We start from the raw sequence: 13263 nt of genomic DNA on the forward strand, positions 1-13263 counted from the left end.
ACAAGATAGAAACATCGCTATAATGAATGCACATTTAGATGGATACTCACAAGCGAGTATCGCAAGTTATCTCAATCTTTCTAAATCTTTGATTAGCAAAGTTGTAAAAAGTGGAGATTCATTCACAGGGGTGTAGTTTTAATATGAAAAAGTCAATTTTAATTTTATTCGTTATTGTATTAATAACAGATTTGGTAGCAGATAATTCTTTAAAACAATATAGGTTTAAAGTAAAGGAACATAAAAATGGTGTGTTAAAGGTTGTAGCTTTCTTACGAAATAAGGAAGCATACAAAAATCCCAAATATTATGATTTTAGAAAAATTATTGTGAAATTAGGTGATGAAATTATTTACAATGTGTCGACAAATAATAAACAATCTTCCTCGAATCTATTATATTTTTATGCCTTAGATAACAAAAGCATCTCAGAAGTTGAATTTATTATTACTGAGAATAGGAAAATAGAACATTACTTTGTAAAAATTAGAAGAAAACAAATAGGAAGTAATAGATATCCAAAACTAACAAGTAATCCTATAAGCCCATTAATCACTACAAAGGCTAGTAATGATAAGGATATAAAAAAGAAGCTTTGGAATGCAACAAATTTTACAGATGCAACAGAAATGTTTTATCAAACAAAAAAAATAATAGATATTGAATATAAAGTAGATACAAAATTTGATGATGGAAAAGGTAGAACAATTATAGATCCTGTTAAGTTTACAGAATTTAGAATATTTTCTAAAAAAGATCTAGAGTCGGTAATGATATTAACAACAAGAGGTACTTATGTTGTTAAGGCAATTATGAAGATTCCAAAAAGACAAAATATAGGTTACAGTTATATAGAAAGATGCGGGAGCCTTATAACTGATTGTGGAACTTCATTAAGTAAAGAGGTTATTTCATTTGGGTTTCCAAATATTCGTATTATGCAAAATGATTTTGTGGATATTCTTTACAAAACTAGAGATGGAAAAATATATAGGCAAAAGATTAAGAACTTTTTAAGCACTACAAGTGAAGCTTATTCAGCTTTACCAATAAATATAGAATTATAAAATACTAAAGGATATAAACATAACAATAGATACATATATAAATAAATATAAATTACCAACACAACAAGCTGCTATTTTACGAGTGTTTGCCAATAATTATAAGATTAAAAATGGTGTGGAATTAACTATTCCTTTTAAAACACTATCATCTTCTTCATATGGAGGATCTTTTGGAGGTATTTCTAACTCAATAGTAACTATAAATCTTAACTTTCGCACCTAATATTAATCAACAAATAGCATAATAAAACCAAAACCACATACTACAGAGCAATTAAACTCATAACTCTATACAAAATAGTGAAAGATATGAAGGTGTAAATATATTTTCTATATTCATTCTCAATAAAATCCTATTAATAGGGGTTTAAGAGTATAATTCTACTTCTAAATCAAATCTAAAAGAGCCAGAAATGATAGCTGAACAACTGATAAATATTCTAGAGCTACACCCCAGTGAATGAATCTCCACTTTAAAAAGGAAAAGCCAAAAATGCAACCCCTGAAAAAAGCTGCTAAATCTAATCTCTCTAGAACACTGAAAACATTACAAAGATATGGCATAGTAGAACTTCATAAACAAAACAATGCTCTAGTTCCAGAGGTTAAAGCTACTCACTTTAAAGTTGAGTTTGGGCTTGATGCTGCTTAAAAGTTAAATATAAAATATCCGTAATATATTATAGAATTATCTATATTTATGCTATAATTCTTTAATATATTACGGAGTTTTTATTTTAAAGGAATTGCAGTGAACAAGTTATCAAATATAAACAACTATGAGTTTATGACATCTAATGAAATAGCTAAAGTAATTGGCAAGCGTGTTAAAACTGTTCGTAAAAAACAGTTCAGCTCTCAAAAGATATTTGCTCAACATATTGGAATGCCTGAAGAAACATATGCAAGGTTTGAAAGAACAGGACTGATTTCTTTTACAGGATTGATTTCTGTTGCAAGGGGTCTTGAAAATCTCGAAGAAATTATAGAACTATTTGCCAAAAAAAAAGAAGTTATACAATGGTAAGGAATAAAGGATGGAAATAACAGTAAAAGCATGGGGAGAAAGGGTAGCTAAACTAAAAGAAGTTGATGGGATTAGCTATTTTTCTTTTGCTCCAGATTGTAAACAAAATTTCTCGCCTATTAAGATGCCAACAAAAGGAAAAACATATGAGTTTTCACATCTAGCTTATCAAAGAGGATTACCAGGATTGATTAATGATTCTCTACCTGGTGTATATGGAAAAGAATTTCTTGATGAATTTTTCATGAAACACTTTAAATATACACCTAGTTATCTAGAAACCTTACAATTTCTCGGTGAAAATACAATGGGTGCTCTTAGTTTTGAGCCTGGGCTAGACATAAAAGAAAAAAGAAGTAATCTAATACTTGACGCTACAGAGCTATACAGCGAAACTAAAGCAGCTCTTAGAGGTGAAGCAGACTTCTCTATTAAAGAAGTTATAGCGATATCAAACTCAGCCGCTTCTGGAGCTAGACCAAAAGCAATTGTGGGCTATAATCCTAATAACGAGAAAATGTTTGTATCACAAAAGTATAAGTCACTTCCTGATGGATACAAACATTCAATTGTAAAGTTTGACAATTTACTTTATAAAAGTAATTTAAATAGTATTTCAAGTAAAGAGATTTATTCTCAGACAAAAGCAGAATACTTATATTCTTTAGTTGCAAAAAGAGTTGGAATTAAAATGCCTAATACACACTTAGTGGAATTAGATGGACATTCTCATTTCGTTGTTGAACGATTTGATATATCACTTGAGAACTCAGAATTAAAACGATACCATATGCACTCCTTGTCCGGATTAATGCACCAAAATCCAGCAGAAACAACTTTTGATTATACAAATTTGTTTAGACTTGGGGATAATCTCAATATACCCCATCAGGATAAAATACAATTCTTTAAAACAATGATATTTAATTGGATATTTGGGAATAAAGATGACCATACGAGAAATTTTTCTTACTTAATGGATAGTGATGGAAAATGGAGAGGATCCCCTGCATATGACTTAACTTTTTCTACTAATACAAAACATCAAATGATGTTTAACTATATAGATGGATACAGTTTAACCAGAAAGGACATTATAAATATAGGTCAAGAGTTTGGGCTTAATGGAGCAGAGGAAATCATAGATACAATGATAGATGCAAAACATACTTATCTTCTTGAACTTTGCATACAGTACAATATGAAAAACTGGTATAAAGATATACTGCAATCAACTAGTCATATAAAAAAAAATGCTAAATAAAAGACTACTGATGAGAAAAAGCCTTACTAGCATAGTTGTTTTTTTAGTAGTTATACTACTTGACTTAAGTGCCTCCACATATAAATGGAGTGCACAAGCAGATAAAAAAACAGCCTATGTAAATGAAGCAATTTTTCTCAACTATGTATGTGAGTTTAGTGATGCTACTGAGCTTTATACCATAGACTTTAATCCAGTACAAGATAATGAAGACTTTACTATAAAGCTTCTAAAAGAGAGCCAAGCAATAAAAAACTCCAAAAGAGTCAACACTTATGAGTATATGGCATATGTAAAAAGAGAAGGCCCAATCTCTTTTGATTTTGACATAGCTATGAAAAAGACGACACAAGAATCAATAGAGTCAACAACCAAGGGACATTATGATGATTCTGTACGTGCATCGTTTATCTCAGTTCCTATGAAACAGTTAGCTCTCTCCATAAATATTAAAGAGACTCCCTCAAAACTAGTTGGCGAGTTTGCTTTAGAGGTCAAACAAGATATACCTAAGCTTAACGCATACCAGCCTTATCATTTGGAGATAGAGATACAGGGAGTTGGAAACTTCTTTAATATAGCTCCTGTTAGTTATATTATCGATGGTGTGAAGGTATTTACCCAAGGGGTGGTTTTAAAGACTGACTTATCCCAAGGTGGAGAAAAAGGTGTTTGGAGCCAGAAGTTTGCCTTTGTGAGTGAAAAATCATTTGTCATACCTGAAGTAGCCATCGAGTACTTTGATGTAAAAAGTGGTAAATTAAAGGTACTTACAGTTGATGGAGTAAATGTTAGTGTAGAGAAGTCTGTGTACAAAAAAGAAGACCTACTTGATATAAAAGAAAAAAAATATTTATTCTATAAAAAAGAGTTCTTGTATTTCCCATTAATCTTTTTAGTTGGTTTCTTGATGGCAAAAATTAAATTAAAGAAAAAAAAACCACAGAACTCACAAGAAAAACTCTTTTTCAACAGTATTAAAGAGACGACTTCTTTAGCAAAACTATGTTTTCTTTTGGTGAATAAAGATGCAAAAAAGTATGAAGAACTAATCTCTAAAATAGACTCAAAAGAAATTACATCTTTAAAAAAAGCTAAAAATATAGTATCAAAAAGCATCTTGTAAACTTTTTTTCAAATTTACACCCCAATTTATACCCCTGTGAGTGAATTTCCACTTTTCTAAAAAATTCTTTCAAATTGTAATATTTTCCTAGGTTACTTTATTTTTATGAAATAATATAAAAAAGATAATATTGATTTTGCAACTAAAAAATGGTATCATATCGTTATGAGTAGAAAAGATAAACTGCTTCAAAGATTTTTACATATGCCTATAAAAAAAGATTTAACTTTTAGTGAGTTAGAAACTCTTCTTGTAACGTACGGATATGTAAAAATAGAGGGGAATGGCTCTGCCGTAAAGTTTTTCAACAGAGAAAAAGATAGTTTGATAAACTTACATAAACCACACCCGGGCAATATTTTAAAAATATATCTCATTAAGCAGATTCAAGAAAAACTGAGGGAGGTTTGTGATGGCTAACACTATAGAATACAAAGGTTACATCGGGAGTATAGAGTACTCTAGTGAAGATAAATGTTTCTTTGGAAAACTAGAGATGATAGACGATTTAGTTACTTTTGAGTCTGACAACGCCAATGACCTTGAAAAAAACTTTCATAACGCCGTAGATGGGTACCTTCAAACATGTAAAGAGCTTGGTAGAGAACCGCAAAAAGTGTACAAAGGTGTTTTTAATGTCAGAATAGACCCAAAACTACATAAAAAAATATATAAAGAAGCGCTAAAGTCTGGTATGTCGCTCAATGCCTTCATACAACAAACTCTAGCGAGTAGAGTTTTCTCAACTCACTAGCAATTGTAGATGAACCTCTCAAAATCCCTATACACCAAAGGCATCCAATGCCAAAAATTACTTTGGCTTAAAAAGTATAAGCCTTCTGTTCTCACTCCTCCAAATGCAGCGGCTTTGGCCGTGTTTGAAACTGGTAATGTCGTTGGTGACTTGGCTTGTGAGCTTTTTCCTGATGGCAAAGAGATCGCGTTTAGTAGAGACTACGACTCGATGATGGCCCAAACACAGGAGTATCTTGACTCTGGAGTTAGGTACATTTACGAGGCGACTTTTGCTTATGATGGCATTTTAGTTATGGTGGATGTTTTAGAAGTAAAAGCGGATGGTGTTTGCATTTACGAAGTGAAGAGTTCCACTTCGGTTAAAGACATATATCTGCATGACGTTTCCATACAGAGTTATGTTTTACAAAAGCTTGGCTTTAATGTATCTCACTCTTATGTCGTACATATAAACAACACTTATGTTAGAGATGAAGCACTCTCGCTCGAAGAGCTTTTTAGTGTAGTCGACGTCACTGAAGAAGCCTCACCTTTAGTAGATGGTGTTCCTCGCGTTTTAGCAGAGTTTGAAGAGTCTCTAAGTGACAAAGAAAGAGAACCAGACATAGACATAGGCAAACACTGTAACAAGCCTTACGAGTGTGATGCCAAAGACTACTGTTTCAAAGTTCAAAGAGACATACCTGACTACTCGGTGTTTAACATTTTCAACCTTGGAAGTAAAAAACAGTTAGAGTTGTACGAGATGGGAATTGTAAACATACAAGACATTCCAGAAGACTTTACCATGACTCAAAAACAAGCACAAGCGGTACAAAACTACAAGTCAAACGCTGTGCATATAGAAAAGAAAGCCATTGCTGCGTTTGTCGATACTTTGACTTATCCAATCTATCATTTAGATTTTGAGACGTTCCAGCAAGCTGTGCCTCAGTTCAAAGGTATAAAACCATTCATGCAGATTCCTTTTCAGTATTCACTTCACATAGAACACGAAGATGGAACACTTGAGCATAAAGAGTTTTTAGCAGAAGATGGCATAGACCCAAGAGAAGTACTCGTTCGCAGACTTTGCGAAGACATACCGACGAACGTAACGGTTTTAGCTTACAACATGAGTTTTGAGAAGGGTGTTATAGAAAAGTTGGCATTGCGGTACCCTGCGTTGAGTGAAACTCTCCTTGGCATTAGTGCAAACATTAAAGATCTTATGGTACCTTTTGCCAAAAAGAGTTATGTCACACCAAGTATGAATGGCAGTTACTCCATAAAGTACGTATTGCCCGCACTTGTTCCCGCAATGAGCGATGCTTATGCTGAGTTAGATGGTGTGCAAAACGGAAGTGATGCTATGAGTGCATATGCTACGATGTCAAAACTAGAGGCGCAAGAAAAAAAGAAGCTTAGAGAGTCGCTTTTGGCTTACTGTAAACTCGACACCTTGGCGATGGTAGAAGTGTTGAAAAAACTAAGAGAGGTTAGTGAATGATTGATTACAGTACGAAGATAACTACAGATAGAGAGTTAAACGCGATAGAAAACTTAGATGGTTCGGTTGAGAGCGATAGAGGTCGTATACTGTCTGCTCCTGCGTTTAGACGACTTCAAAAGCGAACACAAGTGTTTGCACTAGAGTTAAATGCTTCCATAAGAACGAGACTCACTCACTCTTTAGAAGTTGCTCAGAGCGCTCGTTACATCTCAAAGAGCATTCTTACTGAACTTAAACAAGAGGGGCTTAGTTCCTATGGACTAGAAGACATGGAAAATGCTTTCGTCTCAACATCTGAGATGACGAGTCTACTTCATGACATAGGAAACCCTCCTTTTGGGCATTTCGCAGAACAGACTATAAACAAGTGGGTACAAGTAAACGCCATTGAGATGTTAGAGTCGTTTGAAGGGAGTTCTGCTAAAAGTAAAGAGCTAAAAGAGATAGTGGCTAAAGACATAACAAACTATGACGGTAATGCTCAAGCCATCAGAGTTATAACGAAACTACAAAGACTCAACCTTTCATATACTCAAGTCCTTTCGGTGTTAAAGTACACAAGAGGTGCTTATGAAGACAAACCCAAAGAGGGCGACTTAGACTACTTAAAAAAGAAGCCTGGGTTTTACTACAGTGAAAAAGATTTTATTGAGAAGCTACAAGACACTTTAGGAGTAGAGCATGGGCATAGGTTTCCGCTGACTTACATCATGGAAGCTGCCGATGACATCTCGTACCTTACTGCCGACTTGGAAGATTCTGTGGAGAAGGGCATTCTCTCTTTAGAAAAAGTATATAGTCTCATAAAAACCGAATGCGAGAAAGAGGGCGAGACATATCTTCTAGAGCTTATGCAAAGCAGGTATGAAAAGGCTCAGCAGAATGAAGAAGCCTACCAGTTTAGTATGTTCTTTACTATCTTTCGGACTTCCATCGTTGGTGCTTTAGTTCGTCATGTTGTTGGCATCTATGTAGAAAATCATGAGGCAATTTTTGATGGAAGTTTTAACTCTGCATTACTCGATTATGACAAAGAGAGTAAGTACTACAAAGCTATTAAAATCTTAGAAAAGATATCTAGCAAGTACATCTACCAAAACTTAGAAGTGCAAGAGTTAGAGTTACAAGGTTACTCCATTGTAAATGGACTTTTAGACATCTACAAACCACTTTTAGAGTTAAGTCACAAAGACTTCGAGACATTGTTAAAAGACGAGAGAATAGGGTGCTTTATATCTATGAGACTTATAAAAAGAGTTTCTTCAAAACAGATAGTGGCATACCAAAACGATGTTAAAAACCTTGATAAAGACTTAGAAGAAGAGTATGTAATCATGGAGTGGTACTACAGAGTACGACTGCTCATAGACTATGTAAGCGGTATGACGGATGATTATGCTTTACATGAGTACCAGATGTTAACAGCGATGAAATAAAGACTTATTTTCTTATGTCAGAATCTATCGCGTTTATAGCAGCTTGTAGAGTCTTCTCTTTTGAAAAGCATCTTCTAATAGTACATGAGAGATAGTCATTGTACTTAGCACTTTTAGTCAAAGTATATGGGTACTTTATGGCTTTTATTTGTTTATATCCATCTTGTAGGTTACTTTTTTGACTTTTAAGTGTGGCTATGTTTAGTTTTTGCATTAAGTAGGCAGTTGCTAAAGCTGGTGCATCTGCTTGTTTTTCTTGGAGTTCTGACTTTAGGTTGTCTAGTGATTTCACAAGTAGTTTTTCATAAGTAAAAGAAGCTTTGAGCGAGGCTAGTTTGGCAATGTTTTGTAACATTTTTGAGAGTGCCGATGTATAGTACTTATCTTTACTCCCTGCTTTTATTTTCATGCTATCATCTGAAAGGTACCAAGTTCCTTTTTTATAAAACTTACTCTTTGCCTTAGCCAAAAGATACTCTGCAAAGTCAAGTTTTCTTTCATCATAGTTATACTCATACCCACTAATCAAAGCAGATATATAAAAGCTATAGTCTTCTAGTAAACCTTTTTGTTTTGGCTGTAAACCTAAGATAGTTTGATGGTACAACTCTCCTCTATAAAACATCAACTCTTCTAGTTTGGACAAATGTAACTCTGCTTGAAGTGCATACTTTTTATCTATATAGGCCGCATTATATAGTGCTTCTATGGCTAGTGAGTTCCATGCTGTGTTTATTTTCTTGTCAATAAATGGGTACTCTTTTGTAGCACGTACTTTTGAGAGTTTTTCACGGAGTTTATAGTAGCCATTTGGTCTTTCATCTCCATAGACATTTAGATGGATTTTTCCTTCAAAATTTTCATCAAACGCGAAGCCTGTTTTTGCAATCTCTTTTGAGGTGAAAGTAAAGTACTCACCTTCTATATGGTTAGTGTCAGCATCACTTGCTCCATAAAAAAGGTCATCTTTTTTATATCTTTTATTTAACATGTCTATAGTCTCAACAACAACATCTTTATATAGTTTTTTATTGCTATAAATATATGCTTTTGTATATACACTAATGAGTTCAGACTGAGAATAAAGCATTTTTTCAAAATGAGGAATTTCCCAAGCTGCATCAACACTGTATCGAAAGAATCCACCATCTATGTGGTCATATAGACCACGAAGTGCCATTGTGTCAAGCATTTCATAACTGTACTCTTTAAGCTCTTCATCACCTGCCACAAGAGTTAAAGCAACTTACTCAAAATAAAGTACTCGTAATCCTACAAGACAACGATGATAGCTTTAAAAGAATAGTGCCTGCAATTGAAGATTTTTTTTCTACATCCCTAGGTATTGTGATAATTGACTTTGAAAAAGTACTTGGTACAGAGTTGGAAAAAGGTTACGATTTTAGAGATTTCTGTAACCAAATTGCTGATGTACAAGAGATAAAAAATAAACTTATCCAGGAGATAAAAAATGGGTTTAGGACTTAAAGTAGAAGATATCCAAGGAGCTAAGGAAAAATTAGCTCTTGGTGGAAATGAGATACCAGTAGTGGGGACTATAGAAAATATTTCTAATGAGAATTATACAATAACTCAAGAAAATAGACCAGCCAATAATATGCTTTTAGGTAAAAAGTTCAATAAGGTTACCAATCCTCTAGAACTAATAGCATACATGTTGGATTCTCTTAGTGAAGTTGATTTGATTGCAACTTTAACAGAGAAAATTGGCGATGATTTAAATAAGTACCAGAAGAAGGTAGTGGACGAAAATGGCGTCGAAACAAGTGTTATAGATCCATTGAAAGTTCCCAGAAATTTATACATTGTAGCTGTTATTGAAGAGTTGAGAATTGCTGGTGAAAAGTTTGGCTGGTCGTTGGCTCAGCAAGATAACATGTTATATCTTTACAATGGAACATATTGGGTAAGAATTGAAGATTCTGTAATGAAAAATTTTATAGCTAAAGCAGCAATAAAAATGGGTTACTACTCTCCAGCAGATGCTATGACTTCTGGCTTTGAAGTTGCAGCTTTTAAGCAATTTCTGACATCTTCATACTTACCAAGTCCAGAGGTTGATAAATCAAAAGTATTGATAAACTTGCTTAATGGTACATATGAGGTAACTGAGAACGGTGGAGTTTTACGAGAACACAGAAAAGAAGATTTTATCACATACTGCTTAGGATTTGAGTATGATCCAACTGCTACAGCACCTCTTTTTACACGCTATCTTAACAGAGTCCTACCAGATACAAGTAGTCAAATTGTCTTACAAGAGTTTCATGGGTACATTTTCACTAAAAATCTCAAGTTAGAAAAAGCAATGGTTTTAAAAGGTAATGGCCAAAATGGTAAGTCTGTTCAGTATGAAATAACATCTGCAATGCTTGGGGAACATAATATTGCAACTAAATCTCTCGGTGACCTTGTAAACAACGATAGTGGGAATGATAGCCGAGCAAAACTAAAAGATAAGCTTGTGAACTATGGTTCAGAGATAAGTGCTGCTAACATGGAGATTGATATATTTAAACGATTAGTATCTGGTGAGCCAGTTGCTGCACGTGAAAAGTATAAAACTTCATTTGATTTGCGTAACAACTGTAAGTTTATATTTAACGCGAATAAGCTTCCTTCCAATGTAGAAAATACAGAAGCTTATTTCAGACGTTTTCTTATAGTTCCTTATGATGAGACTATAACTGAAGATGAAAAAGATCCTGAACTTCATATCAAGATAATAGCTAATGAACTTCCAGGAGTTTTAAATTGGGCGATTGAAGGCTTAAATAGAATACTTAAAAATAAAAAGTTTAGTGAATGTGCTGCATCTGAAGAGGCTCTTGATACTTACAAAAAAGAGAGTAATAGTGTTGCGATGATGATAGAAGATGAGTGCTTTGTTGATGGTCGTAAATATGATAAAGACTATCGTATACCTAATAAAGCCATATACAATATTTACAGAGAATATTGTGCAGGCAGTGGCATGAGAGCATTAAACAAAATAAACTTTTCTAAAGAGCTTAAACACTTAGGTTTTGAGCAATATCGTTCCGGTGGTGAGCGTGGTTTTCTTATTGCTAAAGTAACCCAATAAAATGTTCCATGTAGTGTCATAACTGTTATATCTGTCATTTATGTTGTGACATAAGTGACAGGTATGACGCTCCTGAAGAACTTAATTTAAGCAAAAACGATTTTTTTTACAATATTTCCCTTATAATTAGTACAGAAATCCAAGTTTTATTTCATTTAGCTAAAATCATACTATGCGAACAGTAGAGTACTATGATAAAAACTCTTTAACATTAATAAAAAGATATGATAGTGCTGATATGTCACTGCTGTATCAAGTACTTCTGAAGTATATTCCAAAAAAATCAATTGTTTTAGATATTGGGTTTGGTTCTGGTCGTGACTTGAGTTTTCTAAATAATGAAGGTTATGACATATGGGGCATAGATCCATCTAATAACTTTGTAATGAACGCAAAAAAAAGATTTCCAAGCATTCAAAATCATTTTCTTCAAGCTGCAGTACCATTTGATGCAAATACAATAGGGTCGGATAAGAAGTTTGATGCTATTGTTTGTATAGCTATGTGGATGCATCTTAATCGTGATACTTATGCTGATTCAGTTGCTAGTATAGTAAGTGTGGCTAAATCAAATGCAACAGTGGTTATTAGCTATTCTGAAGGTAGTAGGGTGGATGATGAAAGATGTTTTGAAGAGGTTGATTTAAAATATATGAATAAATTATTTAAAGATAATGGTTTTACTCTTGTTGAAACTATTGTAAATGGGGATAGTCTCAATAGAAATAGCCTATCTTGGGTTACGGTTGTATTTAAGCATGATTGATACTGAAGCGTTAAGACAAATCAATTATATTATTGAAAATGATTCAACTTCTAGCACTTACAAGTATGTATTATTAAAGAGTGTTATTAATGCTTCTCAAAAGTACGACCACCTCATAAGCATAGAAAACTCTAGAGCAAACATTCCTTTAGGACTTATAGTTGAGCAATGGATACTAGACTATATGCCATTTGTATTTAAAAACATCGCCCAGCAACATAACAAGACTGTTCTTGATAAGCCTATAACTACAATCTACAATAATATATTTATGCTTCTTAATCTAGACACATCAGTAGAGTGGACATATGCATATATACAATTCACTAAAGCACTGCAAAACCCAAATATGTCAGTAGAATTATCTAAAGAGTTTTTAAAACTATCAAAAAAGATAGCAGATAAAATTGTAAAGATGCCTATGCGTTTCACTGGAAAACTAGATTATGAGTTTTTTACTCCAAATCAACTTAATTTTGGAACAGTGAAACTTGCTAAAGATGAAGTTTATAATTCTAGCTTTTTAGTCAACAGTTTTGAGTATTTTTCTATATCTGAACAACACTATAATATTTTTAGATATTTAGGCCAGACTCTTTATGGTACATCAACAATTATGTCTAAATGGAAGCAAAAAACTATATCTTTAAATGCTGATCAGGAGATTACAAGAGATATTATAGATAAACTTTCAAGTGATACCTTAGAGATTAGAGAAACATCTTCTATAAGAAAGATACTTACTGGAGAAAAAGAATGTATTTGGTCTGGTAAGGAACTTAAAGATAGTAACTATGATGTAGATCATGTACTGCCATTTTCAGTATGGTTTAATAATGATTTGTGGAATATGTTGCCAACTGATAGAGTAGTTAACCAAAAAAACAAAAGAGATAAGATACCAACTAGAAAACTTATTGAAAATAGATCTGATGTGATTATCAAATATTGGGAAAGTTACGAGAAGGCTATGCCTTTACTATTTAAGTCTCAGGTTGAGGTTTCATTAGTGGGAACTGGCATACAAATAGATAAAATGTTTGATACTGCTATTGAATCACTATGTAGGAAAAGTGATTACTTAGTTTTTGATAGAGGACATGACAGTTTTAGTATATAAAACATGTATTACTATTCAGTAAGAAAAACTAACAAAAATAAACATAAAAAATATAATAGTTGTTTATATTATCTTTAACAATCTCTAGGGCATAATAAGTTAA

The 13263-nt window shown here is 33.2% G+C and carries 15 protein-coding genes; 14 read left to right on the forward strand and 1 reads right to left on the reverse strand.

The features are described 5' to 3' along the window. Positions 1-22 precede the first annotated feature (22 nt). The 10 genes from HOG88_RS11890 (at position 23) to dgt (ending at position 8168) form a co-directional block, all read left to right on the forward strand. A complete protein-coding gene (locus HOG88_RS11890; RefSeq protein WP_367234477.1) occupies positions 23-136 on the forward strand; it encodes a helix-turn-helix domain-containing protein in 114 nt (37 codons plus the stop codon). 7 nt (positions 137-143) lie between these two features. After that, the gene (locus tag HOG88_RS03365; protein ID WP_295003181.1) at positions 144-1067 is read left to right on the forward strand and encodes a hypothetical protein; all 924 of its coding nucleotides are present in this window, start codon (positions 144-146) and stop codon (positions 1065-1067) included. Positions 1068-1560: 493 nt separating this feature from the next. Further along, positions 1561-1719, forward strand: a complete 159-nt coding sequence (locus HOG88_RS03370; RefSeq protein WP_295003184.1) for a hypothetical protein — start codon at positions 1561-1563, stop codon at positions 1717-1719. A gap of 99 nt (positions 1720-1818) precedes the next feature. Beyond that, positions 1819-2094, forward strand: a complete 276-nt coding sequence (locus HOG88_RS03375) for a hypothetical protein (RefSeq protein ID WP_295003186.1) — start codon at positions 1819-1821, stop codon at positions 2092-2094. A gap of 10 nt (positions 2095-2104) precedes the next feature. Beyond that, the gene (locus HOG88_RS03380; RefSeq protein WP_295003190.1) at positions 2105-3358 is read left to right on the forward strand and encodes a type II toxin-antitoxin system HipA family toxin; all 1254 of its coding nucleotides are present in this window, start codon (positions 2105-2107) and stop codon (positions 3356-3358) included. A 10-nt stretch (positions 3359-3368) separates the two neighbouring features. Beyond that, on the forward strand, positions 3369-4484 hold the full coding sequence (locus HOG88_RS03385; RefSeq protein ID WP_295003193.1) for a hypothetical protein: 1116 nt from the start codon (positions 3369-3371) through the stop codon (positions 4482-4484). Positions 4485-4649: 165 nt separating this feature from the next. Beyond that, complete coding sequence (locus HOG88_RS03390; protein ID WP_295003195.1) at positions 4650-4904, forward strand: type II toxin-antitoxin system HicA family toxin; 255 nt, start codon at positions 4650-4652, stop codon at positions 4902-4904. After that, entirely contained in the window at positions 4897-5238 is a 342-nt protein-coding gene (locus tag HOG88_RS03395; RefSeq protein ID WP_295003198.1) for a type II toxin-antitoxin system HicB family antitoxin, read from the forward strand. Before HOG88_RS03390 ends, HOG88_RS03395 begins: the two co-directional genes overlap by 8 nt. A gap of 9 nt (positions 5239-5247) precedes the next feature. Beyond that, positions 5248-6729 (forward strand): DUF2779 domain-containing protein, encoded by a 1482-nt coding sequence (locus HOG88_RS03400; protein ID WP_295003201.1) that lies wholly within the window; start codon positions 5248-5250, stop codon positions 6727-6729. Further along, complete coding sequence (gene dgt, locus HOG88_RS03405; protein WP_295003203.1) at positions 6726-8168, forward strand: dGTPase; 1443 nt, start codon at positions 6726-6728, stop codon at positions 8166-8168. The genes HOG88_RS03400 and dgt overlap by 4 nt, the downstream gene beginning before the upstream one ends. A 4-nt stretch (positions 8169-8172) precedes the next feature. Here dgt and HOG88_RS03410 read toward each other — a convergent pair whose 3' ends face one another. Continuing rightward, positions 8173-9399 (reverse strand): hypothetical protein, encoded by a 1227-nt coding sequence (locus HOG88_RS03410; protein ID WP_295003204.1) that lies wholly within the window; start codon positions 9397-9399, stop codon positions 8173-8175. 74 nt (positions 9400-9473) lie between these two features. Here HOG88_RS03410 and HOG88_RS03415 point away from each other — a divergent pair, with 74 nt between their 5' ends. The 4 genes from HOG88_RS03415 to HOG88_RS03430 all read left to right on the forward strand — a co-directional run bounded on the left by HOG88_RS03415 (position 9474) and on the right by HOG88_RS03430 (position 13160). Further along, the gene (locus tag HOG88_RS03415; RefSeq protein WP_295003205.1) at positions 9474-9656 is read left to right on the forward strand and encodes a hypothetical protein; all 183 of its coding nucleotides are present in this window, start codon (positions 9474-9476) and stop codon (positions 9654-9656) included. After that, complete coding sequence (locus HOG88_RS03420) at positions 9640-11274, forward strand: phage/plasmid primase, P4 family (RefSeq protein ID WP_295003206.1); 1635 nt, start codon at positions 9640-9642, stop codon at positions 11272-11274. Before HOG88_RS03415 ends, HOG88_RS03420 begins: the two co-directional genes overlap by 17 nt. Before the next feature lie 172 nt (positions 11275-11446). Next, entirely contained in the window at positions 11447-12040 is a 594-nt protein-coding gene (locus HOG88_RS03425) for a bifunctional 2-polyprenyl-6-hydroxyphenol methylase/3-demethylubiquinol 3-O-methyltransferase UbiG (protein WP_295003207.1), read from the forward strand. Then, entirely contained in the window at positions 12033-13160 is a 1128-nt protein-coding gene (locus HOG88_RS03430; RefSeq protein ID WP_295003210.1) for an HNH endonuclease domain-containing protein, read from the forward strand. Before HOG88_RS03425 ends, HOG88_RS03430 begins: the two co-directional genes overlap by 8 nt. Positions 13161-13263 lie beyond the last annotated feature (103 nt).

Source organism: Sulfurimonas sp., from assembly GCF_018698455.1.
Lineage (GTDB): Bacteria > Campylobacterota > Campylobacteria > Campylobacterales > Sulfurimonadaceae > Sulfurimonas.

Bases quoted from the DNA above. Each gene is read 5' to 3' on its own strand.
- HOG88_RS03430 (WP_295003210.1), top strand. From the start codon at position 12,033: ATGATTGATACTGAAGCGTTAAGACAAATCAATTATATTATTGAAAAT.
- HOG88_RS03420 (WP_295003206.1), top strand. From the start codon at position 9,640: ATGGGTTTAGGACTTAAAGTAGAAGATATCCAAGGAGCTAAGGAAAAA.
- HOG88_RS03425 (WP_295003207.1), top strand. From the start codon at position 11,447: ATGCGAACAGTAGAGTACTATGATAAAAACTCTTTAACATTAATAAAA.
- HOG88_RS03370 (WP_295003184.1), top strand. From the start codon at position 1,561: ATGCAACCCCTGAAAAAAGCTGCTAAATCTAATCTCTCTAGAACACTG.
- HOG88_RS03365 (WP_295003181.1), top strand. From the start codon at position 144: ATGAAAAAGTCAATTTTAATTTTATTCGTTATTGTATTAATAACAGAT.
- HOG88_RS11890 (WP_367234477.1), top strand. From the start codon at position 23: ATGAATGCACATTTAGATGGATACTCACAAGCGAGTATCGCAAGTTAT.
- HOG88_RS03390 (WP_295003195.1), top strand. From the start codon at position 4,650: ATGAGTAGAAAAGATAAACTGCTTCAAAGATTTTTACATATGCCTATA.
- HOG88_RS03400 (WP_295003201.1), top strand. From the start codon at position 5,248: ATGAACCTCTCAAAATCCCTATACACCAAAGGCATCCAATGCCAAAAA.
- HOG88_RS03380 (WP_295003190.1), top strand. From the start codon at position 2,105: ATGGAAATAACAGTAAAAGCATGGGGAGAAAGGGTAGCTAAACTAAAA.
- HOG88_RS03395 (WP_295003198.1), top strand. From the start codon at position 4,897: ATGGCTAACACTATAGAATACAAAGGTTACATCGGGAGTATAGAGTAC.
- dgt (WP_295003203.1), top strand. From the start codon at position 6,726: ATGATTGATTACAGTACGAAGATAACTACAGATAGAGAGTTAAACGCG.
- HOG88_RS03385 (WP_295003193.1), top strand. From the start codon at position 3,369: ATGAGAAAAAGCCTTACTAGCATAGTTGTTTTTTTAGTAGTTATACTA.